The 26,089-nt window shown below is 39.8% G+C and carries 21 protein-coding genes; 6 read left to right on the top strand and 15 right to left on the bottom strand.

The genetic code is table 11. From position 1 onward, the window contains the following. Positions 1-15 precede the first annotated feature (15 nt). Genes AC27FM_RS10110 through AC27FM_RS10100 form a run of 3 tightly spaced genes read left to right on the top strand, consistent with a single transcriptional unit; the run spans position 16 to position 4,011 of the window. The gene (locus AC27FM_RS10110) at positions 16-2,382 is read left to right on the top strand and encodes a helicase C-terminal domain-containing protein (RefSeq protein WP_487087934.1); all 2,367 of its coding nucleotides are present in this window, start codon (positions 16-18) and stop codon (positions 2,380-2,382) included. After that, positions 2,372-3,088 (top strand): hypothetical protein, encoded by a 717-nt coding sequence (locus tag AC27FM_RS10105; RefSeq protein ID WP_487087932.1) that lies wholly within the window; start codon positions 2,372-2,374, stop codon positions 3,086-3,088. Before AC27FM_RS10110 ends, AC27FM_RS10105 begins: the two co-directional genes overlap by 11 nt. Next, complete coding sequence (locus AC27FM_RS10100) at positions 3,085-4,011, top strand: sce7725 family protein (protein WP_487087930.1); 927 nt, start codon at positions 3,085-3,087, stop codon at positions 4,009-4,011. Before AC27FM_RS10105 ends, AC27FM_RS10100 begins: the two co-directional genes overlap by 4 nt. Before the next feature lie 20 nt (positions 4,012-4,031). Here the strand turns inward: AC27FM_RS10100 and AC27FM_RS10095 are convergent, their stop codons facing one another. The 10 genes from AC27FM_RS10095 to nrdH form a co-directional block, all read right to left on the bottom strand. Next, positions 4,032-6,410, bottom strand: coding sequence for a hypothetical protein (locus AC27FM_RS10095; protein ID WP_487087928.1), 2,379 nt, complete (start codon positions 6,408-6,410; stop codon positions 4,032-4,034). Positions 6,411-6,626: 216 nt separating this feature from the next. After that, complete coding sequence (locus tag AC27FM_RS10090) at positions 6,627-9,035, bottom strand: hypothetical protein (protein WP_487087926.1); 2,409 nt, start codon at positions 9,033-9,035, stop codon at positions 6,627-6,629. Between the two features lie 417 nt (positions 9,036-9,452). Continuing rightward, positions 9,453-10,628, bottom strand: coding sequence for a hypothetical protein (locus AC27FM_RS10085; protein ID WP_487087924.1), 1,176 nt, complete (start codon positions 10,626-10,628; stop codon positions 9,453-9,455). A 23-nt stretch (positions 10,629-10,651) separates the two neighbouring features. Next, a complete protein-coding gene (locus AC27FM_RS10080) occupies positions 10,652-12,055 on the bottom strand; it encodes a hypothetical protein (protein WP_487087922.1) in 1,404 nt (467 codons plus the stop codon). 251 nt (positions 12,056-12,306) lie between these two features. Continuing rightward, complete coding sequence (locus AC27FM_RS10075) at positions 12,307-13,650, bottom strand: DUF711 family protein (RefSeq protein WP_487087920.1); 1,344 nt, start codon at positions 13,648-13,650, stop codon at positions 12,307-12,309. A 10-nt stretch (positions 13,651-13,660) separates the two neighbouring features. Beyond that, on the bottom strand, positions 13,661-13,930 hold the full coding sequence (locus AC27FM_RS10070) for an ACT domain-containing protein (RefSeq protein ID WP_487087918.1): 270 nt from the start codon (positions 13,928-13,930) through the stop codon (positions 13,661-13,663). Positions 13,931-14,068: 138 nt separating this feature from the next. Beyond that, positions 14,069-15,079 carry a class 1b ribonucleoside-diphosphate reductase subunit beta gene (gene nrdF, locus AC27FM_RS10065; RefSeq protein WP_487087916.1) on the bottom strand — a complete coding sequence of 337 codons (1,011 nt, stop codon included), beginning with the start codon at positions 15,077-15,079 and terminating at the stop codon, positions 14,069-14,071. A 12-nt stretch (positions 15,080-15,091) separates the two neighbouring features. Further along, on the bottom strand, positions 15,092-17,257 hold the full coding sequence (nrdE, locus tag AC27FM_RS10060) for a class 1b ribonucleoside-diphosphate reductase subunit alpha (protein ID WP_487087914.1): 2,166 nt from the start codon (positions 17,255-17,257) through the stop codon (positions 15,092-15,094). Continuing rightward, positions 17,244-17,615 carry a class Ib ribonucleoside-diphosphate reductase assembly flavoprotein NrdI gene (gene nrdI, locus AC27FM_RS10055; RefSeq protein WP_487087960.1) on the bottom strand — a complete coding sequence of 124 codons (372 nt, stop codon included), beginning with the start codon at positions 17,613-17,615 and terminating at the stop codon, positions 17,244-17,246. The genes nrdE and nrdI overlap by 14 nt, the downstream gene beginning before the upstream one ends. A 2-nt stretch (positions 17,616-17,617) precedes the next feature. Further along, positions 17,618-17,848, bottom strand: coding sequence for a glutaredoxin-like protein NrdH (nrdH, locus tag AC27FM_RS10050; protein WP_487087912.1), 231 nt, complete (start codon positions 17,846-17,848; stop codon positions 17,618-17,620). A gap of 284 nt (positions 17,849-18,132) precedes the next feature. On the opposite strand from nrdH, the gene AC27FM_RS10045 reads away from it, so the two are divergent. Beyond that, entirely contained in the window at positions 18,133-18,768 is a 636-nt protein-coding gene (locus AC27FM_RS10045) for an LVIS_2131 family protein (RefSeq protein ID WP_487087910.1), read from the top strand. A 48-nt stretch (positions 18,769-18,816) separates the two neighbouring features. On the opposite strand, the gene AC27FM_RS10040 is transcribed toward AC27FM_RS10045, so the two are convergent. Next, positions 18,817-19,017, bottom strand: coding sequence for a DUF2187 domain-containing protein (locus AC27FM_RS10040; protein WP_487087908.1), 201 nt, complete (start codon positions 19,015-19,017; stop codon positions 18,817-18,819). Between the two features lie 84 nt (positions 19,018-19,101). Here AC27FM_RS10040 and AC27FM_RS10035 point away from each other — a divergent pair, with 84 nt between their 5' ends. Continuing rightward, positions 19,102-19,659: a guanylate kinase gene (locus tag AC27FM_RS10035; protein WP_487087906.1), complete on the top strand. Its 558-nt coding sequence runs from the start codon at positions 19,102-19,104 to the stop codon at positions 19,657-19,659. A gap of 227 nt (positions 19,660-19,886) precedes the next feature. Continuing rightward, entirely contained in the window at positions 19,887-20,594 is a 708-nt protein-coding gene (locus AC27FM_RS10030) for a C40 family peptidase (protein ID WP_487087904.1), read from the top strand. A 152-nt stretch (positions 20,595-20,746) separates the two neighbouring features. Here the strand turns inward: AC27FM_RS10030 and AC27FM_RS10025 are convergent, their stop codons facing one another. The 4 genes from AC27FM_RS10025 to hflX all read right to left on the bottom strand — a co-directional run bounded on the left by AC27FM_RS10025 (position 20,747) and on the right by hflX (position 25,936). Next, positions 20,747-21,124, bottom strand: a complete 378-nt coding sequence (locus AC27FM_RS10025; protein WP_487087902.1) for a hypothetical protein — start codon at positions 21,122-21,124, stop codon at positions 20,747-20,749. A gap of 116 nt (positions 21,125-21,240) precedes the next feature. Further along, positions 21,241-22,566 (bottom strand): MFS transporter, encoded by a 1,326-nt coding sequence (locus tag AC27FM_RS10020; protein ID WP_487087900.1) that lies wholly within the window; start codon positions 22,564-22,566, stop codon positions 21,241-21,243. A gap of 7 nt (positions 22,567-22,573) precedes the next feature. Next, positions 22,574-23,086 (bottom strand): DUF1440 domain-containing protein, encoded by a 513-nt coding sequence (locus AC27FM_RS10015; RefSeq protein ID WP_487087898.1) that lies wholly within the window; start codon positions 23,084-23,086, stop codon positions 22,574-22,576. A gap of 1,569 nt (positions 23,087-24,655) precedes the next feature. After that, positions 24,656-25,936: a GTPase HflX gene (hflX, locus tag AC27FM_RS10010; RefSeq protein WP_487087896.1), complete on the bottom strand. Its 1,281-nt coding sequence runs from the start codon at positions 25,934-25,936 to the stop codon at positions 24,656-24,658. Between the last annotated feature and the right edge of the window lie 153 nt (positions 25,937-26,089).

Here is a 26,089-nt window from a genome sequence, read left to right as displayed (position 1 = left end):
GAGAGAGGATATTCTATGACACCCAAAATAGGTATTCGTCAATTAGTAGAATTCGTCTTACGAAAAGGAGACTTGGTCGATGCCAAGAATAGTCAGAACACGGCTTTAAATGGTGCTCGGATTCATCGACAACTACAAAAGAGTCGTTCAGAAAACTATGAGAAAGAGTTTTATTTGAAAACGACCGTTCAGATGAATGACCAAGATTACATAATATCTGGTCGAGCTGACGGGGTTGAAGTAACTGAGACGGAGGCCGTGATTGAAGAGATCAAAACTTCAGATCAAGATTTCGAAGACCTATCAGACAACACGCTGACCTTGTATTGGGGTCAGATCAAGGTCTATGGTTATTTATTATTGCAAGACCACGACTTCGACGAGGTCACATTACAATTGACCTACTATCAAGTAACGACTGATAAGATCAAAAAAGTCACCAAAGTTTTCCAAAAATCAGAACTGACACAGTTTTTTGAACAACTAGTCCAAGAATACGAGGACTGGTTAGCTTTGCATTCTGAGATGCGCAAGAAACGGAATGCATCGATCACAGAATTACAATTTCCTTTTCCCGAATATCGAACGGGTCAACGAGAATTGGCGGTAGCCGTCTATAAGTCGATCTGCTTACAAAAGCGATTGTTCGTTGAAGCACCAACGGGTACGGGTAAAACTATTTCCACATTATTCCCAGCCATCAAAGCGATGGGAGAGGATAAAATTGAACGACTATTTTATTTGACGGCCAAACAGAGCACGCGTCACGTAGCTGAAGAAGCTATCACGATGATGTCAGAACAAGGATTAAGTATGAAGAGCATCACCTTAACGGCCAAAGATCAGATTCGTTTTCCAGAGGAAAAAGACTTGTTGCCTGAAGATAATCCCTTCATGATCGGTTATTATGACCGTTTGAAACCAGCCTTGAAGGCGATTTTGAAGAGTGAGGACCAGCTGACGAGAGCGGTCATCGAAAAGTATGCTCGTGAGTACACCCTAGATCCGTTTGAGTTTTCGTTGGATATTGCACTCTTTTGTGATGTCATCATTTGTGATTACAATTATTTATTCGACCCGTTAGTTTATTTACAACGTTTTTTTAGTGACAAAGATCCTGATAATTTTTTCTTGATCGATGAAGTTCACAACTTAGTCAGCCGCTCGCGGGACATGTATTCTGCTACGATCGGGGATGAACCGATATCCCAGATTTTAAAACTGACCAAGAATGATAAGAGTCAACCGACGGCTGAACTACAAAAACAAATAAAAAAATTGACCAAGGGTTTTGAGAAGATAAAAGATGGTTTGGAAATGGATCAGCAAGTTGAATTGACCTCTACGTCACAACCTAATGATCTGATCAAAGATCTGCGCAAATTCAACGAGTTCATCACCGAATGGATGACTAAGAAGAAACCGTCAAAACTTTTAGAGACGGTGCGAGATTATTTCTTCGACTGTTTAACTTTTTGTAAGATCGCGGATTATTTTGACGACAGTTATCGGACACGGGTCGTACTTGAAGATGGTCAGGTCACGGTCAAACAACTGTGTTTGGACACGAGTTATTTTTTGAATAATTCACTGAATCTAGGTAGCGGGGCAGTGTTGTTCTCAGCCACACTATCACCGATGAAATACTATCAGACGGTCCTAGGTGGCGAGGAAAATAGTTTGGCCTATCAGTTGCCATCACCGTTTCCTCCGCAGCATCAAGCTATTTTAGTAACGCAGTATATTCAAACGACATATCATCAGCGGCGCAGTAACCAGCCTGCCATCGTCAAGAGCTTGCATACTTTGATTGCGGCTAAGACGGGGAATTATTTGTTCTTTTTTCCATCTTATGGTTATTTGGAGCAAGTAAAAGATGCCTTTGAAGCAGACTATCCGGAAGTTTCGACGATTGCTCAATCTGGTTCCATGGATTCAGAAGCTCGAAAAGAATTTTTAGGACGATTTCAGAGTGAACCGGAACAGACACTAGTGGGTTTTTGCGTCTTAGGGGGTATCTTTTCGGAAGGGATCGACTTGTCGGGGGACAGACTGATCGGAGTAGCCATCGTCAGTGTCGGACTCCCTGGGCTCAGTCCTGAGAATAATTTATTGCGAGATTACTATGACCACGAGAACGGTCAAGGATTCGCCTATGCATATCAACTACCGGGTTTTAACAATGTCTTGCAAGCCTCAGGTCGCTTGATTCGCAGTAGTCACGATGTTGGCGTGATTTTATTATTAGATCAGCGTTTTGGTAGCGGCAGATATACGAACTTGTTCCCACCACACTGGAGTGCATTTCAAAGGATCGCTTCATTACCGCAACTGACACACACGATCGACCAATTTTGGGAGGAAAAACCAAGTGAAGACTAAACTGACCAAACAATTAGAAGAAACACTCTATCAATATTGCCAAGAGCAAGGAGCGTGCGTCGTTGAGGAAGTCTCAATGCCTGATAAAAAAGGGATTGTTGATACTTTGAGTTATCAGCAATTAGTCGATGGTACGATCGAATGGCGTTGTTATGAATTAAAGGTGACTAAGGCTGACTTTCATTCCAAAGCCAAGTTGTCATTTATCGGTAACTATAATTATTTCGTCTTGCCCAAAAAACTCTATGAAGAGATCAGTGACGAGATACCAGACCACATCGGTGTTTTGATCTATCGTGCCTTTGACAAAAAAGCTGTCGAAGCAGCGACGCAAGTGTTGCGTGCACCGGGTTTTTTGACGATCGCAAAAAAAGCTCAGTATCAAGAACTACAAGTCGACGAGTCATTTTTGACAAGCCATTTTATCAGCTCGATGTTTCGCGAAGTCGATAAGGCCAAAAAAGTCGAAAAAGGTTTGCAACTCTATTCGGACGACCAATTGTTCAAGGAATTAAAGAAGCGAGCACAAAAGGGATATGACATCTACAAGGTAGAGCATAATCTGTATGACCGTTTTATCGATGAGCTACAACACGATGCCATAACGGCGTTACAAGAAGAATTAGATGCACGTAACGCTGAGTGTCAGGCCTTGAAGTTGAAATTACGCGAGGAGAATCACGTGGATTTGGAGGACTATCTATGATCTATTATCCTTACTTGCGGGGGCGAATGTATGACTTACTGGCGCTGAAAGAATTAGTTCAGACGCAACAACTCAGTCGCCAGATAGTGCCAATAATCGAACCAGTCCGCGATTCTAAAGAATTGTTACAGACAGTTGAGACCTTTATCCGTTTCAAACAACCATTCAGTGTCGTTGCGAATCCACAGGTCAGTATCTATGGTTTGAATACGGTCAAATTGTACCCACTGCCAGAATTAAATAGTTATGATTTTTATCATCCTAGTGCCATATTAGAAGCTGATTTCAGTAGTGACTTCTTTGACGGTAGTCAAAATGGTCTATTGTTAGCGCCTAATTATCAGATCTTGAAAGATTATCAAACCGACCCAGTTTTGCAACAAGTTGAAAGTATCTTTATTCCCAATGCAGCACGTTTCAGGTGGTTACTGAGTCAGGAGCCTGTGATCGAGTGGACTGATTCGTTGACTTTCATGCCCCATCTGTCGGATTATACATTGCTGTGCGATGAGTTTTTTGAGATGGCTAACTGGGATTATCAGATCGATGGCGACCAGGGGTTCAGTGATTATTCGATGATCGGCAGTTATTATTTTGACAAGGGTATGCCGTCTCGTGCCATCGTCATTCATCTTATTTATGTCACGACTGATGGTAGTTTACGGATTCATCATTTTGTTTCGGATAGTAATGAGAGTATGAAAGGTCAAAAACAAAAATTCTTTGAAGCCTTAGTTAAGCTAGTGGCTTGGTCGAGTCAAAATCTACATGGACTGAATGATACTCCCGCTCTGAGAGCTTTGTTAGCCTATCAGGAGCAGGATAAGTTTCCTGGTTTAGGAGTAGTGAAAAAATTATCGCTGATGCATCATTTTCAATTGATGAGTCGATTGCTGAACTTAAAAAGCAAGCTAGAACAGTAAATGTTCTAACTTGCTTTTTTTTAGACGGAATCAACGAGGCCCCAAGTAATCGTGCCGTTGTATGCTCCAGGTGCAGTGCTACTATCTAAGTCTAGTTTCCAATTGTCTACACCGACATAGTTGGTCAAGTCCTGATTACCTTGGAAGCCGTCGGTCTGAATTCTCGTCCCCGTGCTGAGGATAGGCTCCCAAGTACCTATGTCAGTATACGAGTTAGTTCTCTGTTTGATGAAGAAATAATTGTCGTTAGGGATGTTGTCCCCACCAGTATTTTGGAGGGCATTTTCCGATTTACTGTTGTAGCTGACGGTTATCCAGTAACTTCCACCTGAAGGGTGGCTAACGATCAAATTACCGTTGGTGTTGATATTCTTGATCGATTTATCCGTACCAACCATGTGTGTGATACCAAAGTCGATATTAGTTGGTACTTCAGTGAAACCATCAACGTTTTCGACATTCAGTGAGGTCACATTGGTGTCAGAATTATCGATGTTATCTCCGTCTGAGGTCTTGGCATCAGTTATTGAGGCGGTATTGTTGATCACTCCAGCGGCTGATTGTGTGACTTTGGCTTGGAAGTCGACCGTAACGGATTCACCGGCGGCTACTTTATTTAATGAAATATTTGTCAAATCGGTTACATCGGCGCTGTCACCGTTGGAATAATTCACGGTAATACTACCGGGAACCAATTGTAGTCCGGCGGGCAGATCATCAGATAACTTAGCACCGATATTCAATGAAGGTCCACTATTAGCGTTGACTTGATATTTGATCTGATAAGCGATGATGTCGTTCATTTTTCCATCGGCAGTCTCGCTGTAATCGGTGTTGTCAGTCACATTTTTGAGTTGCTTAGTAAAAGTAGCACTGTACGGTGCTTTTTCGACGGGGATGTCCGCCTCTGAGGTAAAAGTTTTATCTCCAGAATCGTAGTTTGGATCTTTTCCAATGAATTGACCGATATTGATGATCGTCTGACCACTAGCATCTGAATTGATCGTAGCTTCGAAGGTCAATGAAGTAGTTTCATCGTCATTTAAGGTGACCGGATTAGGAACTATTAACGTCTTAGAATTTGTTTGATACAGAGAAGGGTCTTTATCTACTGTGCCAGCACTAGTCGTTAGCTTGATCGAGTTTGGATCGATCGTCAATCCGTCCGGGATTTGATCAGTAAAGTTATTCATCGTCCACTTACTATTGTTAGCTCCATTGTTAGCCATTTTGAGTGTGAATTTCAAACGATCACCGATTCGATTTTTACCATCAGTGCTAGTTTGATTGACGTAAGACTTGTTAGCAATCGGTGAGGCATATGAACTGACAGCTACACCCATGGTTGAGGAGTAATGCTTAGTCTCGCCAGCTTTGATCGTAGCGTAAGGCCACTTGAGCGAGTATGCTGAGTCTCCAGACGAGACTTGTTTACCAGCAGGATAATTCTGGGCTTCGGCACCGGCACCAGCGAAGTTACTGCCTTCGAAGCATTTGACCCAATTATTACCACTACCACCAGAAAGCTCACTACCGTTAAAACTCATACCGTTGTAATTAGCAGGTCCATCAGGAGTTTTGACACCGATCAGAAGTTTTAGCGTGATCTTGTCGGCAGCTATCATTTTAGAAATATACAAACCACCGTTATCTGCTAGAGTTCTGATCGGAACATCATCACCATCGCCATTGAGTAGGGCGGTATCTTCAGAGAACATGATACCGTATGATTGTTCATGGTCAGAGTTATTTTGAATATACATTTCTCTTTGAACGATGGCAGAACCACTCGGTGAAGCTCTGAGAAGGATCTCGACATCAAGATCAAAGGTACCATAAATATTACTTCTGAATAGATGACCGGTGACTTTGTAGGCGGGATTGCCGTTGTCATCTGAGCCGATCCAGAAGATCTTATTTTGTAAATTTTTGAGAACACTGTAATTGGCTTGTGATATGGCTGCAGTATCTTTGTCGGGAACTATCATAAAATCTGGTGATGAAGTGGAGACATTTTCAGGAGTAGACTTAGGTCCTTGTAAAACAGTACTTAAATAAAGATTCTTTGTTGAAGCATTACCGTCTTTATCTTGAATAAAAATATTCATCTTAGGACGGCTGCTATCATTGGTCAAATTCCCCAGTGTCGTATCCGCTCCATTTACAGTGTAGCCACCACCTCCAGTAGAAGTAGCCAGTCCAAAAGTATAGCCTAGATTAAATCGATTATTCATCTTTAAGTAGGCGTTAGTATTGCTGGAAGACTGCTTCCAATTAGTGATACCATCAGGAATATTTGTCTCGGCCTGAACAGTTTGGGAAGGGGCAGTAAATATTAGAGATGTGAGTAACGATACGAATATCAATAAAAAATATTTGAAAAGATTTTTTTCTCTCATGATTTTCACACCCTTAGTAATTTCAAACTTTTTTATATCTGTTTATACAGATTGTACTACATTTTTTAAAAGATGTTTAATCAGATTTGGAAAAACAACCTTTTCTAATCTAAATCATATCTTTATAAGTCAAAATAATTATGGTAATTTGACTATTGAATTTTAATCAAAAAAAATAAGCACTAGCATATGCTAGTACTTACTAATTAAGAAATTTTACTGCGGTCCGTCGACGATCGTCCAAGTCACCTTACCAGTGTAAGTTCCACTCTTGGTACTTGAAGTCATCAACATCTTCCAATTTTTGACACCGATCAAGCTAGTCAAATCTTGACTACCTTGCAAGGCTTCAGTTTGAAGTCTAGTGCCATCAGCTGTGATCGGTTCCCAATTACCGTCGGTCTCGTTCATATTAGTCGGCTGCTTGAGATATAAGAAGACGTCGCTACTATTATTGAAAGGATCGCCGCTAGTAGTCTGTATCTTATTGTCCGAATCATTATCGTAGCTGACCGTCACCATGTAAGGCGTGTCGTTGTTATGGTTGACCTTTAGTTGCCCAATAGTATTGATATTGTAGAGCGTTTTGTTGGCGCCAGCGTTGGTAGAACCGAAGTCGATCTTAGAAGGAACCTCTTCAAATCCCACGAGATTCTTAACGTTTAAGTTGGTCGAGTTAGAGACCGTCTCTATCTTGTCTGAATCAGTCGAGTTGACCTTTCCATAGACGGTCGCATTGTTGGTGATGATAGCGGTGGCGCTATTGTTGACGGTGGCGGTGAAGGTCACGGTCAGGTAGTCTCCAGGCTCCATAGTCTTTGAGATATTAAAATCTAATGACTTAACTATCTGAATACCATCAAGATTGTATTGAACCTTAATGCTATTATTTTTTAGATCTAATCCAGTTGGAAGTGTGCTCTTGAAATAACTATCTAAGTTACCGGCAAAGCCGAATGCACTATCTGGTTCAACCTTGTAGACGTATTTGAAATCAACTGAATCGCCCGTTTTGACATCTAGGTCATTAGTAGAGTAGGCCGAATCAGGATCACTAGATAATTTGGTTTCTTGAACGAAGCTATCTTTGTATTCAGCCTTTTCAACGGGGATATTTACACTGTCTTGGTAAGTTTTATCACTTGCGTTGGCTGAAAGTTTACCAGTGAATTGACCAGTATTAGTAATCGTTGAGTTGGAAGCAGAAGCATTGATCGTTGCGTCAAACGATAATGTCGCACTCTGTCCATTGGCGACAGAGATCGGGGTGGAAACAGATAGTAAACCTGTCGTTGAATTATAATTATCGGCATTGACCGCCTGTGTAGTTCCATTAGGGTAAGTCAGTTTGAGGGATGAAGTATCCAAAGTCAATCCAGCTGGTATTTGATTGAAGATCTTGTTCAAAGCAAAAGTGCTGGAGTAACCATTGTTAGCCATCTGGAGCTTGAAGTGTAGTTTGTCACCAACGCGATTTTTATCATCACTACTATCAGTGTTAGTGTAAGTCACGCTCGGTGTTGGCAGAGCGTAGTTTGATTCAGTTACACCTAGAGCAAAAGCGTAGTGGGCTGTTTGTCCTGACTTGATAGTCTTGTAAGGCCACTTCAAAGTATAACCAGTGTCTATATTAGTATTAGGATTGAAATATACGTCGCCGTAGTTAGTCTTATCAGACTCTAAACCAGTTCCTAAGAAATTAGCAGGATTGAACTTTTGTGCCCAATCGACAGATTTGAGACCGTTATAGTCGATGTACGAATAGTTCGAAGGACCATCTTCTACAGTGCGACTCAAAATCATTGAGATGTCGTTCTTGGTGAAGAAGAAACCATTACCGTTTCCAAGAGACTTCAGTCCGACATAGTCACCATCGGCATCACCACCAGTGATTTTGTTATCATCGAGACTAGTATCTTCACCATATAAAACACCGAGCGATTGGTCGTAGTCTTGATTGTTTTGGAGATAGAGTTCTACTTGTACGATCGAAGCATTGCTTGGTGAGGCACGTAGCAGTATCTCAGCTTGTAAGTCATAATCTCCACCCTCATCATTACGTATAAAGTCACCAGTGATCTTGGAAACTTGATTACCGTTGCTGTCAGTACCAGTATAGTATTTCTTGTTATACAATTTATTGGCTAGCAAGGAGTAGGGCTTGTTAGTAACGTTACTCGTATTTTCATCTGGTACGATCAAGAAGTCTGGAGAAGTTAAGGAAACATACTCCTTGAGTTTATCACCTGAACCCATCTGAAAAGACGTATTGATATAGTGGGGGAATCTAATGTTATCAGTTAAAAAAATATTTATCTTTGATTTCGTGACGTAGTTGTTGGAATTTGATAACGAGCTTTCATCAGTAATAGTTTCATCACCACCGTCACGGAAAAGGCCGGTAGAGTCTCTAGCCAGACCAAAAGTGTAGCCTAAATTATATTTGTCGTTGATTTTAATACTACCTGTTTTGGTTTTATCAGCTTGTGTCCAGTTGTCGATCCCGTCGTCGATCCCGGTATTATCAGCAGCGTTAACGACATTAATGTTAGTTAAAAAAATCACAATTAGTAGAGCGATAATTATCGGAAATATTAGCTTCTTTTCTGTAATCATCTTTCTCATATGAAACACCTCAATAAAAGTATATAGATATAAATTAATGTATTGCTTATGTATAGTATAACTTATACTTATACGGATGATTTTTCATAATAGAAAAGAAAAAATTTCTTAAAATAGAACAAAAATATGCCGAAACTGAATATTAATTATTCCAATGAGTATCCTTTAAGCGTAGAGCTAGGTGCAGATTCATAAGATTGTCAGTGTTTTTGATATCGATAGATCTTTTGAAAATATACTTTAGTTGTTTGATACTAATTATTTTTATTGATATTATCATAATCTGTTAAAAGTTCGATATACTTCTCGATCACGTATTGTATAGTCTTTTCGTGATATTGCTATTGTCATCTGTAAATAATTTTTAAAGGACAAATAAAAAAACTGTTATTGGGAAAAACCAATAACAGCCTACTACTAACTGAGTAATTCCTTGTCTGAAGATGTATTTTTAGCACGTTTAAACTTTAACGCCCTTTGAGCAGTGAATATTGAGAACTCATCAAAGGCTTTTTTATTTGAATGAACCGAATTCATAAATTCTTTATTGTGAATCAAGGCTTTTCGCAATACTTTTTCATCTTTATCATCCAATTCGATCTCGTACAGTAAATTAGCCAGCGCAACGGTTAGTGGAGCCTCGGTCTTTATTTTTGATTTAATAAAATTGGCAGTGAAATCATTCATTGATAAATCTACTTTATAAAATGGATCATTACTATAATGATCATCGGCATAGGCATAGTAATCCTCCTCCGTAAACTTTGGTCGCAATCCCATAATCGGTTCAACTAATAATTGCGTCGAAGAATTCATCAAATTGAAAAAGGTGCCTAAAGTGACTTGTGCTTGCTGGCTCATTTGATCATATTCGGTTCCATACTGTTTAACTTCTTCAACGGCCTTTTCTAACATTTCCGTCTCGTTCTCTATTCTTTCCATCCGTTCATTTAGTTCAACAGCTGCTAGTTGGTAAGATTTGGTATCACGATGACTTATCGCAAGAAAAATATTGTTCAAGCGTTCTCGATCTTTATGGCCCTTAATCAGAGATAACCCACCGCCTAACAAAGAAACTCCAACAATCGTCCAGCCAATCGGTCCCAAGGCGCCTAAGGTAGCAGCTCCGGCTAACATTCCGCCACCTCCCGTTGCCAATGATCCTCCGCCAATAGCAGCTAAGGTTGCATTGGATGCAGCTGCTCCGGAAAGTGCTGCTATGGGCGTACCCGTGGAGGCGACACCGAAAGTTGTTACAAACCCCATTACAGCATGAGGTCCTAATGCCGCAACCGCAACTCCAGCGGTGGCTCCAGCGGCACCACTACCAACGGTTTTTGCCTTAGCAGTATCAAGGTCTGATTCGATATTCCTTACTTGACTGATCCAGTGAGCCCGAACTTTCTTTAATTCCTGCAGTGTCAATTCATCATCATTAGGAATCCCCCGAATTTCATCGAATACCCTTTGCAATGACTCCAATGCATCTTTTAGACCGCCCGTATGATTACCTAACTCATTGATTTTTTCATTAACTTGTTTTTCAGCCTCAGCAGTTTCCTCACCGGCTATTTTTAATACATCGCTTGACATAATTTCTGATCCTCCTTACTCATTTATATTTTAGGTTTGAAATAATTATCAATATCTTGCTTATCCTTTAAGATTTTTTCAGCCGGAACATTCCGTTTTTCAGCTAATTGTACCGACGCTTCAAAGGCTTGCTTATAAACATCACTGGATTTAAAGTCACCGATCAATTGCGTTAGTGCACGATCGTCATATTTAGAGGCTAGAACCTTCAAGCCATCAATGTAGAACAGAACTATCGTTTTTTCACGTTGAGCAAAATGTAGTTTCTGAGTGGCATTTCCATTCTGGAAGCTACGTTTGACTTCACCGTAGAGTGAGACCGCAAATCTCCCGATCCCAACGATATTCAATCTCATCACTATCTTGATAGGATTGCGAGTTGCTAGTCCCCGGGCTATGGCATCGCCAACATCCAACAAACAAAAGGTTCCATGAGCAACGGTCAACATCCGCTTGACTGTCGTATTCTTGAAGGGCTCCGCGTAGATCCACATCCCACTGAAACTACGCTGACCTACTTCTGTTACGGCATAGTATTTGAGTATTCTTCTGATCGAATAAAATAGCCTGACCAAAAGTTCGTTCAATAATACCGGTATGACTTGAACGGTCTGAAATCTGAAATCATAACCTTGGGTAAATATTTTGGAAGAGAATTCGCTGATATTTTTTCCGAAGTCAGAGTCAGAAATATTCAGTTTCTTTTTGAGTGCAATCACGTCATTGGTCCAGGACCAAAAAGGTGAGGGGATGCCCATGCCTCTACCGCTACTACCGGATGCCCCTGAAATATCAGACATCAAATGACCGATCCAGTTTACAAAGGCACAGAATAATTTACTAGGTATGTTTCCACCGCGTAATTCGAAGTTGTCATCCGCATGTTGCAGTGTGATCAATTCTCCGCCGAATACAAAATCCGAGGTATTAGTAAATTGATCTACAATGGAAAAAAATAATCCCAGTAAAGTTGGATTATGTGCTAGTGATTTAAAATGATGATTGGTCGGGGTGACACTACCATGTAGAAATTCAGAAGTTCCCGTCTGATCATAGGGGACTTTAAATCTCTGTTCTAAAAAAGAAATCGCAGACTTACTGGAACCACTTTTCCCGCCATCCCAACCACACAATTTGGCAAAATCTTTAGTCCTGTTCGCAAACCAGTTGTCGGTAATATTACTTAACGGTGACTTGCCCGGCTCACCTACCAAAAAAATATCGATGATACCGCATAACGTTCCCGAACTGACTGCCAGTAAATAGTCTACCTTGTCGCATTCCGGTTTAAGAGTTTTGATGGAATGAATATTTTCTTCTAGTTCAGTTAATTCTTGCTTAGCCGCAGTTAGAGCATCATCAATATTGGAAGAGAAATCAAACTTATTACCACTGACACTTAAATCAAAAACCAGACTTTGATCCATATTATTTCCCCCGCATTCACGATTATCTTATTGAAGTTAAATATTAAGGATTATATTCAAACTATACCGTTTTATCGCGGCGTAGTGCAGGTTTTCAAGATAATTGTTATGATAAAAATATCAAAATTTGATTGCCAATTAAAACAGCTTATTCATTTACTTAATAAGGCATGATTCCTTATCAAAAGTTCTGCCGATACTAAAAAAAGAGATGCAAAATTAGATTTTGCATCTCTTTTTGGAGGCTAGTTTTAATTCTTAAATGAATGAATTGGAGAAGGGATCCGACCACCACGATTGATGAAATCAGCTGAACTATTAGGATTGACGGGCATGATTGGAGCATGTCCGAACAACCCACCAAAGCTGATATCTTCACCGACACCTTGTCCAGTCGCAGGGATGACACGGACAGCGGTCGTCTTATTATTGATCATACCGATTGCAGCTTCGTCAGCGATCATGCCACTGATAGTTTCAGCTGGAGTATCACCGGGTACAGCCACCATATCGAGACCTACGGAACAAACGGCTGTCATGGCTTCAAGTTTTTCTAAGCCCAAGCTACCGCTCTCGACAGCTTTGATCATACCGGAATCTTCGGAGACGGGGATGAAAGCACCAGATAATCCACCGACGTGTTCACAGGCCATAACGCCACCCTTTTTGACAGCGTCATTTAACAAGGCTAGAGCGGCAGTAGTACCAGAAGCGCCGACGCTTTCCAAGCCCATTTCTTCTAAGATCTCGGCCACAGAATCACCTCTAGCAGGAGTAGGTGCTAGTGACAAGTCCACGATTCCGAAAGGAACACCTAAACGTTCGGAAGCAATATTACCTACGAACTGACCCATTCGAGTTACTTTGAAGGCAGTCTTTTTGATCGTTTCAGAGACGATATCGAATGGTTGACCTTTGACAGTTTCCAAGGCGTGTTTAACGACACCCGGTCCACTGATACCAACGTTTATGACACAATCAGCTTCACCAACACCGTGGAAGGCTCCAGCCATGAACGGATTGTCTTCAACAGCATTGGCGAAGACTACTAAGTTCATACACTTGATAGGGTCGATAGCTGCCAAGTCTTTGATGACATGTCCCATTTCCTTGACGGCATCCATGTTGATACCTGCACGAGTTGAACCGACGTTGATCGAGCTACAAACACGTTTAGTTTCGTCGAGGGCTTCAGGGATCGAAGCGATCAGTTTTTTATCGCCATTTTGATAACCTTTTTGCACTAGTGCAGAGAAGCCACCGATAATATCGATACCTAGGTCGTTAGCAGCTTTGTCCAAGACTTTGGCGTAAGGAACATAGTTGTCAGTTTGACTAGCGGCTGCCACGATCGATATTGGCGTAACTGAGATACGCTTGTTTACGATGGGAATACCATATTCAGTTTGGATCTCATTAGCGACTTTCACAAGGTTTTTAGCGTTGTACATCAACTTGTCATAGATTTTTTGGACTGCTTTATCGACATCACTGTCGATACAATCCAACAGTGAGATGCCCATGGTGATAGTTCTAATATCGAGATTTTCATCCGAAATCATATGGATAGTTTCTAAAATTTTATTAGTTTCCATGAGTATCCTCCTATAGTTTTTGTACAGCGTCAAAAATTTCTTGTCTCTGGACTCTGATGTCGATACCGATTTCATCTCCAGTAGTTTTTAGAGCTGTTTGGATCTTTTCAAAATCAATTACATCACCTTGGTACTGTCCCATCAGTGTCATCGTAAAATTGTCTTGCATCAATGTCTGTGAGATATCGAGGATGTTGATGTTCAATTCAGCTAATTGTTGGCTGATCTTCGCAACGATACCAATTTTATCTTTACCAATAACCGTAATAATTAATTTCATAATACTGCCCTCCAAATTTGTACTAAAGTTGTACTATAAGTTGATTATATCCGTTACTTGGGATAATGAATAGCGTAGGTATAGAAAAAACCATACTAAAAAAAGTCGAATCGCTTCGACTTTTAATTAAATGGATTATTATTTCAACTTTTTGATTTTATTCAACAGTGAATTATCGTTTTTAGGTATACCAATATCGTAGTCTGAATCTTGCATAGCTTCAACTTCACCCATCAAGTAGCCATTACCGACTTGTGAGAAGAAGTCGTGATTGCTAGTACCGGTAGAGATACCATTCATAACGATCGGATTGACATCTTCCGCATTGCCATCAGGGAAGAGCGGCGTCTGTCCTAAGTTCATCAGAGCCTTGTTGGCGTTATAACGCAAGAAGACCATAACTTCATCGACCCAACCGATTTCAGAATACAATTCTTTAGTGTATTTTTCTTCATTATCATATAACTTGTAGAGCAAGTCATACATCCAGTCTTGCATCTTCTCTTGTTCGTCCTCAGACAAAGCGTTGAAACCGAGTTGGAATTTATAACCGATATAAGTTCCGTGAACTGATTCGTCACGAATGATCAATTTGATGATCTCGGCTACGTTGGCCAGCTTGTTATTACCTAGATAATACAATGGTGTGTAGAATCCCGAATAGAACAAGAAACTTTCTAAGAAAACACTAGCAACTTTCTTTTGTAGTGGGTCGCCAGTTTGATAAATCTCGTTGATGATCTTAGATTTGGTTTGAAGATATTCGTTGTGGTCAGTCCAATCAAAGATCTCATCGATCTCCTCAGCACTGTTCAAGGTACTGAAGATCGATGAATAACTCTTAGCGTGAACTGATTCCATGAACTCAATGTTATTGAAGACGGCTGTCTCGGCTTGGGTGCGAACGTCTTTTAACATCGCTTGGATACCGTCTTGTGATTGTAATGTGTCCAATAAGGTCAGACCACCGAAGACGTGACCTACGACAGTGTGTTCTACGTCGTTCAAAGTCCGCCAGTCGTCCAAGTCATTTGATAGTGGGATACGGGTATCGAGCCAAAATTGTGATGTTAATTTTTCCCAAGTTGCCTTATCCACGACGTCTTCGATCGCATTCCAATTGATTGCTTTGTAATATGTATCAGCCATTAAATTTTCCTCCTAGATTGAGCAACTTTCGCATTCATTGCTGCCGATTTCATCGTTGTTCTCAGTAAATGTTCTGACGTAATAAAGAGACTTGATGCCTCGATAATAAGCATAGTTACGTAAGATGCTTAGATCGCGTGTCGTCTGCTTAGGTGTCGTCTTCCATTCGTAGATGCCTTCAGGGATCTCGGAACGAACAAATAAGGTCAAGCTCATACCTTGATCGACATGTGTTTGAGCCGCCGCATAGGTATCGATCACCTTACGCATGTCAGTATCATAAGCTGATTTGTAATACTTGATCGTGTCGTTGCTCAATAGTGGAGCTGGGAAGTACAACTTACCATTCTTCTTCTCTTGGCGCTCTTCAACCAAGCGAGTCACTGGTTGTAGACTGGCAGAAGTGTTGTTGATGTATGATATAGAGCCGTTAGGAGCAACTGCCAGACGATAAGCGTTGTAGAGGCCATCCTTTTGGATACGTTCTTTCAGATCTTTCCAGTCGGCTGGTGTAGGGACGTCGATGCCTTTAAATAGTGCTTTGACAGATTCGATCGTTGGTGTGAAATCTTGCTCTAAGTAGCGGTCAAAATAAGAACCATCGGCATAGGCTGACTTTTCAAAATCATAAAACTTCTCATTACGTTCGCGAGCGATATTGTTGCTCTCGACTAAGGTCCAGTAATTCATCAACATGAAGTAGGTACTGATGAAGTCAATGGCTTCGTCTGAACCGTATTCAATGTGATTCATGGCTAGGAAAGTATGGAGACCCATAGCACCTAGTCCGATCGAGTGGCTACGCTTGTTACCGTTGACGATCGACGGAACAGCTTGGATATCTGACGCATCACTGACAAAAGTCAGTGCACGGGTCATTGAACGGATCGACTTACCAAAGTCAGGGCTAGTCATCATGTTGAGGATATTTGTTGAGCCCAGATTACAACTGATATCAGTTCCCATCTTAACGTATTCTTGTGCATCGTTGAGTTCAGATGGTGTCTGAACTTGTTGGATCTCGGTACAGAGATTACTCATAATGACTTTGCCATCGATCGGGTTATCGCGGTTGACAGTGTCGATGTTCAGCACGTAAGGGTAGCCAGATTCTTGTTGTAACTTACTGATCTCATCTTCCAAGTCACGTGCGCTGATCTTGTACTTTTTGATGCGATCATCTTGTACCATCTTGTCGTATTCTTTAGTGATATCGATGTATGAGAATGGTTTGTTGTAGACTCTTTCCACGGAATAAGGGCTGAATAAGTACATATCTTCATTGTTACGAACTAATTCATAATATTTATCAGGGACGATGACACCTAGAGAGAGTGTTTTGACACGAACTTTTTCATCCGCATTTTCTTTTTTAGCGGATAGGAAGTCGATGATATCAGGATGGAAGACGTTCAAGTATACTGCACCGGCACCTTGACGTTGGCCGAGTTGATTACTGTAACTAAAACTATCTTCTAGCAATTTCATTACTGGCAATACACCAGATGAAGAATTGTTGACACCTTTGATCGGTGAACCAGATTCTCTCAAGTTAGAGAGCGTGATACCAACTCCGCCACCGATACGTGACAATTGGAGGGCACTGTTGATCGTACGACCGATACTATTCATATCATCTGTAACTTGAAGCAAGAAGCAAGATACGTATTCACCACGGCGCTTGCGACCAGCATTTAAGAAAGATGGAGTAGCTGGCTGATAACGCTGGGCGATCATTTCTTCAGCCAAGTCAGTGGCTAATTTCTGATCGCCATGAGCATACAATAGGGCGTTGAAAAGGATACGCATTTCGTAATTCTCTAGATAGAGGTCGCCGTCATTAGTCTTCAAGATGTATTGGTTGTAGAGTTTGTAGGCTGCCATGAAGGACTTGAATTGGAAGTGTTTGTCCATCAGTTGCTGATAGAGTTGTTCGATAAACTCGAAGGGGTATTCAGAAACGACTTCTTCTTCAATGTAATTGTTAGCTATTAAATAGTCGAGATGTTCTTTCAGTGAAGCGAATTGCTTGGTATTCGGCTCAACGTTCTCATTAAAAAAGGCCTCGATAGCATCTTGGTCTTTGTTTAAAGGAATCTTACCGTCTACGGGAATATTGATTTCATTATTTAATTTGAAGTAAGTTACTTTTGTTGTATCGAGATTATTTAGTCCCAAGGTCTTTCACTACTTTCTTAAAGTTTTTGACGTCTTTATCGGTACCATTGAATTCAAATTCAAAGACGACTGGCACATCAAGTCCGTTGGCAATATCTATGGCCGTGTGATTGTAAAGCGTGTTGAAATTACGATTACCGCCACCGGCGACACCAATACAATTATTGGCGTTGGATTTGTATTGCAAAAAATCAATTACTGGATCCATCATATCATCGTCGTAAGCTGGAACTATCAAAACAAAAGGCCGACCCATTTCGTAGAAAGGATCGGCGTCGTTTATTTCGTGATTATTTAGACCGGTCTTCTTTATGAACCGTCTGGTTTGACCAGTAATTGAGTAGTAGGCGAGATCGATCATTAATCTATGAGATCTTTGAGACTATCTGGACGGAACCCGACGATTGGTTCGCTATTTTCAGGCATAACTACTGGTACGCTTTGGTAGCCTTGTTCTTTTAGGTAATCAAGATATTGTGGTTCTTGATTGATATTGTGCTCAGTAAAAGAAACATTGTGTTCCTTAAGGTATCTCTTCGTCATTTTGCATTGCATGCAATTATTCTTGCTATATACGATTACATTATTCATAATCAGTCGCTCCCTCGTGTTGTTGATTTATATAGTATAAAACATTCAATATACCATTACTAGTACCTTTTCGTGAAAAAACACAATATGTAGTATTTGATAAAATCTTATATACATCATAATGTGTGATGAAAGACTGTTCTAACAGTTTTTATCTGATATCTAACATTCTGATTTTTATTAAATTGAGTTCTTTCGTGGTAAAATTACCGTAATGACTATTATATGTTTTTCAGTTAAAATTACAAATAAATGAAAGACAATAATTTAGTAGGGAGAAGATTATGAGTTCTTGGAATTTTGTGGGAATTATCGCGTGGGTCATAGTTATCGCACTATTGGTCTTTGTGGTATTTAATATTAGAAACAGACATTTAAAAATATTAGTTGTCAAAAAGAGTGGCATCACTTGGAAAACTATCATGGTGGATTTTTTGGAAATAATCGTAGTTATTTTTGCAGTGAGTGCAATGCTCTACATGACCTTGTTCTCCAGAGTTGATCTGAAGGATAAGAATGACATTGAAATGTCTTATAAGTATGAACCGATGATCGTGCAAACTACTACTGATGGTCAAGGTTATTACGTCAAGATCAATAAAAAAGACAATCATAGTGACAATGATGTCTACCAATATTGGGTCAACAACTCGACTTACACTGTTTCAAGTCACAATGCGACGATCTCTGATGCAACGTTGCCGTTCAATATTTCTGGCATGCATATGAGTTGGCCGATGGATAAGATCAAAAAGATGGATGCTAAGTATCAGTATGCCTATGTTATTACTGCTAATGCAAAGTATAAGAATAATTTCATCAATGGATTAGGACTTAGAGCTGGTCGCTTTGCGGTGGAATACCGCGTCTTACGAGTTCCAGCTCGATCATTCATCAATGTTGAAGTACCAAAAGAATAGCATCAAAAAAGCTGAGACAATTTTGTCTCAGCTTAATTTTTACACATATTATTTGATCTTGTTGATACTTACAACGATCTTATTGTTCAATTCCATCTTGTTAGTGTCATCTTTAGGATCGTTCTTGACGATTTCCATCAAAGCTGAATGTTCATAGACCTTTTCAACTTTACCCTCGAATGGATAATCCATATCTTCATCCACTTTACAATTATATATTTCTCCGACCTTCAAATCTTCTATTTTCATATGTATAAATCTCCTAGGATTTTTTACTTAACAGACTAGTATAATAGTATAGTAGAAGAAATAATTCAATAAATAGGGTACATTATGGATAAAAAAATTATTGTGATTACCGGTGCTAGTGGTACTGGCAAAACGACGATCAGCCAATATTTAAAGAAAAAATATAATATTCCCGCCGTGATCACCCATACTACTAGGGCACCTAGGGTCGGGGAAGTCGACGGGATCGATTATCATTTTGAGACGGATGAAACTTTTCCTAAAAATCACTATTTGGAAAAAGTAGAGTATTCGGGATTTCAGTATGGATCCTCTGAAGAAAGTCTAAATGCCATGTGGGAGCGACTAGATGTCGTGAGTATCGTAGTAGATACTGCCGGGGCTATCTCTTACAAGCAAAAGTATCATGACACGGCGGTGGTGATCTTTTTGGAGACTGATATCGACACAGTGGCACAGAGATTGCACACACGTGGGGATGATCCCGAACGATTACGCAAGCGGATAAGTAGTGAAGAATTTAAAAGGGATCTCAAAATTCCGGATGAATTAAAGGGCAATTCGTACGAAATTGTTAACAAAAACATCGATTTGACTCAAAAAAAGGTCGATAATATCATGAAATCTCTTAAAATAACCTAAAATCAAGCAATTTATCAATTTACAAAAAAAGGCTATAAATGCTGTTATAACAGCATTTATGGCCTTTTTATTTTTGTGAATAAAAAAGTGTAACATTCTTATACAATTGTTGTAACAATTCTGCAATATTCAAAGTGTATTATAGTCATCGTTGAGTGATAAGAAAATAATATTTAAGAAAATTTAAACAATTAAAAAAAACACACCATTACGGGGGATTTCACATTTTGAATACTAAAATTAAAAAGAGTTTAGTTACACTTACAGCAGCAGCTTCATTAGCAGTTACAGGATTAGGCGTTTCAAATGCAACAACAGTTCAAGCTGATACAGTCGCACCTACAGCTGTTCGTACAAACAGTATGACAATTCTATATTCATCAGCTTCATCAGACGCTAAGACAACTGGTCGTGCACTTGCTGCAAATACTGACTGGGCTGTTGGTAAGTCAGCTACAGACGCTTCTGGCAATGTTTTCTATTATGTTGGTAAGAACGAATGGGTTAAGGCTTCAGACGTTACAGACATGGCAACTATTACACAAGCCGCTGCTGAAGACACAACTTCAACACAATCAGATACAGACGCTATTATCAATACTGCAAAACAATACTTAGGTACACCTTATGTATGGGGTGGTAAGACACCTGCCGGATTTGACTGCTCAGGTTTCACATCATACGTATACCAACAAGCAACAGGTAAGAGCATCGGTGGTTACACAGTAGCTCAAGAATCAGCTGGTACAACAGAAGCCGTATCACAAGCTTCAGCCGGAGACCTATTGTTCTGGGGTAGCCAAGGTGCTTCATACCACGTAGGTATCTACCTAGGTAACAACCAATACATCGCTGCACCACAACCAGGCCAATCAGTTAAGATCTCAAGTATCTCAAGCTACTTCATGCCTTCATTTGCAGTTAAAGTTCTATAAGATAATTCAAAATTAAAATCCAAGATCGCCACGGGCGATCTTTTTTTGTACCCAAAAACCAGTTTTCGTCTTCAATAATTCTAGCTACAAAAAGCCAGTGGCGAAACCACTGGCTTGATGAAGGTTATTAATAATGAAGCCGGCAATTGATGTTAAGCAGTCTCAATGAGTAGTGAAATTATTTTTCCATCTTCATCGAAACGGTAATAATCAAAACCATGTGAGGCAAAAATAGAATTGTCATCTTTTAATCCAGCCACCGACCATTCAGTTTGATAGTAGTTTTCCAAAGTTTGAGTATGGTGGATGTATTTTAATTGTTTGTTGCGACAAAAGAAGGCTCTGAAGAAAATAGCTGTTTCTTCTTTATTAGTTGCCGTTTCATCCAAACCAGAGCAGATCGTAGCATTGTCCGCGAATAGATCAATGATATCATTGACGGCTTGCTCATCGCTGGAAGCAAAATCTGATAGTTCAAAGTATTTATTTATTGTTTCAAGATTCTTATCCATAGTTTTATTCATCATCATAATGCACCTTCTTACACTTTGATGACGCTAAGTATAGGCTGATTCTGTGAAAATGCGAACAAAGGTCCTCGAAAAAGTATTATATTTTTTCGAGGACCTTTATTAATAATTTGTTTTTAATTAGTGATTTCTTTTATTTTAGTTTGAATCTTAGTTTCGTTATAGGCTAGTAGGATGACGAACATGATGACGTATAGGACTAGCGGAATGATGGCAAAATTAAGATTAATAGCCGAGATAGTCGAAGCTGACTGTGTTTTGTTGGAGACGTAACCCGTCAGTTGGAGTGATTCGGCGGTAACGAGCCCACCTAGTCCTAAGCCTAGATTGACGCCAAAGTCATCAGTTGAAGCTAGGACACCCTCAGCTTGGATTCCCATCGCGGTCCCGTATCTGATCGTATCGGCGATCATGATCGATACTAGGCCGATGATGAAGCCGTTACCGATCGAATTGACGAAGATACCGACGAATAATAAAGGAATGTCTTCAGTGTAGGCTGCCAATGTAATGACTAATTGACCTACAAAAGCCGTGCCGATACCAGATAACATGGTATTTTTTTTGCCGATCTTACCGGAGACGAAGTAGATCGAGATGACACCGATCAGAGCTGTCAGTGTGAAGCTATTGGCGAGTGAGACCATAGTCTCATTCTTGAGGACGTATTTGAAGTAATAAATTATCGTCTGATTCTTGATGGCAGTAGTCATCCAGTAGAGGAAAATAACCACTGAGATGACCATCCAAGGTTTATTTTGTTTCAGCATATTCCAAACTTCTGACATCGGTTGATGGTTGATCTCGTCGTTAGTATACCGTTCACGAACGTGAAAGAAAGTATTGAGGATCAAGATCAAAGAGATCAATCCGAATAAGGCGATCGTCATCAAGAAGCCTTTTTGTTGGTCACCGTGTCCGAAGAAAGCAACCAAAGGAATCGTAAAGGTGGCAACGATAATCTGGACGGAACTACCGAAGAACTGTCTGATAACGCCTAAGAGGGTCGTTTCTTTTTCGTTCTCAGTCATCGTAGGTAAGATGGAAGTGATCGGTAGATTGACCGCGGTATAAAAGAATCCTAGACCTAAGTAGGTCACATAAGCCCAGATCAGCTTACCTGTATGTGGTAAGAAGTTGGGTGTGACAAAAGTCAAAACAGCGAAGACGACGTATGGGAAGGAGAACCACAAGAAGAATGGTCGACTCTTGCCCCATTTTGAATGTGTGTTGTCGATCATTACACCGATCAACAGACTTTCGAAGACATCGGCTGTACGTGCGACGACGAATAGGATCGCTACTTCATTAGGTGTTAGTCCAAAGACGTCAGTATAGAAGAACAGTAGATACATCGTCATCATTTGGAAGACGAGATTATCAGCCGCGTCGCTCAAACCGTAGCTCAGTCGTTCAGGAACAGATGTTACCCATTTATTCATAGTGCACCTACTTCTGTGCTTTTAAGCGACGGTAGATTTCTGCACCGACAACATCGTTGGTCCACATCCACGCGATGTGACCGAGTGCCTCTGACAGATGTTCCTCAGTGGGTTGATCCTTTGGGGAAGGGACAGTCTTCATCATCGGCATGATACCGATGTGAAAGGCTACCCAGATGGCTAAGCCAAAGATCGATCCTGCGCCGATTCGGATATAAGGTTTGTATTGCGACAATACTTCGTAGATGATCGCAAACGAAGTTGAGAAGCCGAAGTGCATCAAATAGCTGACCCAAGGTAGTTTCTCACCGGAATAAGTATAAGTAGCGTGTGTGATCCTTTCTGGTATGCCGAATTGCTGCAATAGTTTTTGTGGAGGATTAGTCGAGTTTCGCTCTGCAGTTCTAGGTGGTAAGATATTTTCCCAGCCAAGTTTTACTAGTCCAGAGATAACACCGGCGGCAGTACCAGCGATCACGGCGTCTTTTAAGTCATGTTTTTGTTCAATTGTTAATTTCATAATATCTCCCCTCGAGGTCGTATTTATTTTTATTATAGGACAAGACTTACGATAACTCAGGTGATAGGTCTCGAGATGTCACAGATTCTTCATACTTTATTACCCATTTATTCGTACTTTCCCAGCTATTTATTCATAATTAGACGTTATTATTTAAGCATAGTCAAATAACAAAGAGGTGACCGGATGGAGCGATAATTTTAGTATTCAGTTACAACCCCGTATAAATTTTTTCTTAAAAACTCACACAACACAAAATAGATAAAACCCTTAATTTATTTAATCCCCTAATTAAATAAAACCCCTATATAAAAACATATACACGTAAAATATATTTCCCCCCTGATTTATATTTTAAAAAAATAAACTCCTTTAGAAATCAGTTCATAGCTTGAACTAGTCCTAAAGGAGTTTTTGTGTTGGTTAGTTCACTGACCCTCACAATTACTTCACAAATTGTTATTGATTTATTCGTACTTCCCCAATCGTTTATTCATAATTGGGCGTTATTATTTAAGCATAGTCAAATAACAAAGAGGTGACCGAATGGCATTGATAAATTTTACTAACCGTAACACCAAACTTAAAATAGATAAAAACTTTAAAAATTAAAAATCCCTAAATAGTTAATCCCCTTATTTAATAACCCTCATTAATCACACAATTAAAAATATATTTCCTCCCCGATATATATTTTAAAAATGAACTTACATACAAGAATCTATTAGAAAGAGAGATAGGATCATGCAAATAATAAGAAAAGGAACTCGTGCCGGAAGACGCGAGCCTTTTTTTGTGCTTCGACTGGAGTATAGATCGATTGCATTCGTGTAGTGGGATTCTATCCTCACAATTTCTTCACAAATTATTATTGATTTATTCGTACTTTCCCAATTATTTATTCATAATTAGGCGTTATTATTTAAGCATAGTCAAATAGCAAAGAGGTGAATCAATGAAACGGTAGACCTGATAGCAAAACAACCCTTATAATTTCTAAAGAATAGCAAATACACAAAATAGATAAAACCCTTAAAACATATATTAATCCCTATAATTAAAACTTCATTTAATCCCCCCTTAATTAAATGAAACCCCTCATAAAAAAGCATATACACATAAAAATATATTTCCCCCCTGATATATATTTTTAAAGTTATAAAACCCGCATCTTTAGACGATGCGGGTTTTTTTGTAAAAAAAACCACGCAACTGGATTAATTGCGTGGTCTGGGGGAATTCTTGTGAATTCCAAGGTTGTGAGGATGGAGGCTGGATTGGGACCTCCGTAAAAGAATAATGGTAATTCCCGATCTGTTACTTAAACGATGCCGCGCCTGCAGCATGGCAATACAAGAAGTGACCGGGCAGAGCTTCTTGTAAGGCTTAGTTTTGGTGAAGGAATAACCGTAAAATTAAAATATACCATTAAATATTAAATCCTCATCTAATATATTAAAAAAAATCTAATACACTCTAAAATGATAATACTTAGTGGGAAAAATTGCAAAAAAAAACAGGGATATCTTTAAATTAGATATTCCTGTTGGTGATATTTCTAATGTAATTTTAAACATCTACTTGAACAAATTGTTCATACTGTTCTAACTCGTTGGGACTGAGATTAGCTTTTAACAGTGAACCTTCGTTAGTAAATTCCTTATTGATGATCTGGGAATTTTTGAGGATTTGTTCAGTGATTTTTTGCTTGTCATAAGGAATCAATAAATCGACCGTCTTATAACCAGCAAATAGTTTTATTTTTATCAATTCTACTAATTTTTCTATGGAAGCATTATCCAAGGCCGAGTAATAAATATTGTCACCCTCGATAGTGGGGAAAACTTGTCCCGGTTTCAGATCAGCCTTGTTAAAAGCGTAGATCATCGGCTTACCAGTGACACCTACTTCACGTAAGGTATTCTCGGTCACTTCCAGCATGTTCTTCCAATGATCATCACTGACATCTATCACTTGGACTAATAGATCTGCCTCTTTGGCTTCCTTCAGAGTAGTCTTGAAGGACTCGATCAAGTTGTGAGGCAACTTGCTGACGAAACCGACGGTATCTGATAATAAGAAGCTAGTATTATCTTCTAAGTCGATCTTTCTCACACTAGTGTCCAGTGTGGCGAAGAGCATATCCTTTTCAAAAACTTTACGATCATCAGAGTCTTCTTTGTTGAAGTTCAGTAATCCGTTCATCGTTGTTGATTTACCAGCGTTGGTATAACCGACTAAGGAAACTAGCGGTAGGCTGGTATTGGTCCGACGGCGACTTTGGATATTGATCGTCTTGTCAACGGTCTTGAGTTGGTCTTTCAAGTAAGTGATCCGTTTGCGGATGACACGGCGGTCTAATTCTAGTTTAGTTTCACCAGCACCACGGTTAGCTAATCCACCTGAAGCTGACTGTTGATCCAATGGATTACCAGATGGATGGATCCGTGGTAATTGATATTGTAATTTTGCGATTTCGACTTGTAGTTTAGCCTGACGCGTATGTGCGCGATTTGAGAATACTTGAAGGATCAATTCAGTCCGATCCATAAAGCTCAGCTTGGTTTCTTTTTCTAGATTCCGGATTTGCGATGGTGTCAGTTCGTCGTTCAAGACGATCGTAGTCACATCATCAGCGTTAGCGATCTCTTTGATCTCGGTCACTTTACCAGATCCGAAGTAAGTCTTAGCACTGACGTTATCGACATTTTGCTTGATCACGTCAGCGACTTCCATATTGTTGGCCTCAACTAGTGAGCCTAATTCTTCCATCGTATAATCGAAGTCAGTTTGTTTGTGACTGACTCCGGCAACGATCACGCGTTCTTTAGAGTTTATTGTATTTTCCATAAATCCTCCTGGTGGCACTTATACCCCAGGGTATTAATGCCATTTTATTTATTTGAGTATTGGTTGTTTAATCTTATTTCAATCCACATAGTTAGGTGTTTCCTTTCAATAATATGTTTATATCATAACATTTAAGAACTATAAGAACTATAT

It is taken from the genome of Companilactobacillus sp. y65-5 (genome assembly GCF_057541095.1).
Note: the sequence above shows the minus strand (reverse complement) of the source record. Positions and strands in the feature narration are given on the sequence as shown.

What these genes read in the sequence shown, in the direction of transcription:
- AC27FM_RS10110 (WP_487087934.1), top strand. Translation starts at nt 16, where the DNA reads ATGACACCCAAAATAGGTATTCGTCAATTAGTAGAATTCGTCTTACGA.
- AC27FM_RS10100 (WP_487087930.1), top strand. Translation starts at nt 3,085, where the DNA reads ATGATCTATTATCCTTACTTGCGGGGGCGAATGTATGACTTACTGGCG.
- AC27FM_RS10095 (WP_487087928.1), bottom strand. Translation starts at nt 6,410, where the DNA reads ATGAGAGAAAAAAATCTTTTCAAATATTTTTTATTGATATTCGTATCG.
- AC27FM_RS10090 (WP_487087926.1), bottom strand. Translation starts at nt 9,035, where the DNA reads ATGAGAAAGATGATTACAGAAAAGAAGCTAATATTTCCGATAATTATC.
- AC27FM_RS10085 (WP_487087924.1), bottom strand. Translation starts at nt 10,628, where the DNA reads ATGTCAAGCGATGTATTAAAAATAGCCGGTGAGGAAACTGCTGAGGCT.
- AC27FM_RS10080 (WP_487087922.1), bottom strand. Translation starts at nt 12,055, where the DNA reads ATGGATCAAAGTCTGGTTTTTGATTTAAGTGTCAGTGGTAATAAGTTT.
- AC27FM_RS10075 (WP_487087920.1), bottom strand. Translation starts at nt 13,650, where the DNA reads ATGGAAACTAATAAAATTTTAGAAACTATCCATATGATTTCGGATGAA.
- AC27FM_RS10070 (WP_487087918.1), bottom strand. Translation starts at nt 13,930, where the DNA reads ATGAAATTAATTATTACGGTTATTGGTAAAGATAAAATTGGTATCGTT.
- nrdF (WP_487087916.1), bottom strand. Translation starts at nt 15,079, where the DNA reads ATGGCTGATACATATTACAAAGCAATCAATTGGAATGCGATCGAAGAC.
- nrdH (WP_487087912.1), bottom strand. Translation starts at nt 17,848, where the DNA reads ATGAATAATGTAATCGTATATAGCAAGAATAATTGCATGCAATGCAAA.
- AC27FM_RS10045 (WP_487087910.1), top strand. Translation starts at nt 18,133, where the DNA reads ATGAGTTCTTGGAATTTTGTGGGAATTATCGCGTGGGTCATAGTTATC.
- AC27FM_RS10040 (WP_487087908.1), bottom strand. Translation starts at nt 19,017, where the DNA reads ATGAAAATAGAAGATTTGAAGGTCGGAGAAATATATAATTGTAAAGTG.
- AC27FM_RS10035 (WP_487087906.1), top strand. Translation starts at nt 19,102, where the DNA reads ATGGATAAAAAAATTATTGTGATTACCGGTGCTAGTGGTACTGGCAAA.
- AC27FM_RS10025 (WP_487087902.1), bottom strand. Translation starts at nt 21,124, where the DNA reads ATGATGATGAATAAAACTATGGATAAGAATCTTGAAACAATAAATAAA.
- AC27FM_RS10020 (WP_487087900.1), bottom strand. Translation starts at nt 22,566, where the DNA reads ATGAATAAATGGGTAACATCTGTTCCTGAACGACTGAGCTACGGTTTG.
- AC27FM_RS10015 (WP_487087898.1), bottom strand. Translation starts at nt 23,086, where the DNA reads ATGAAATTAACAATTGAACAAAAACATGACTTAAAAGACGCCGTGATC.
- hflX (WP_487087896.1), bottom strand. Translation starts at nt 25,936, where the DNA reads ATGGAAAATACAATAAACTCTAAAGAACGCGTGATCGTTGCCGGAGTC.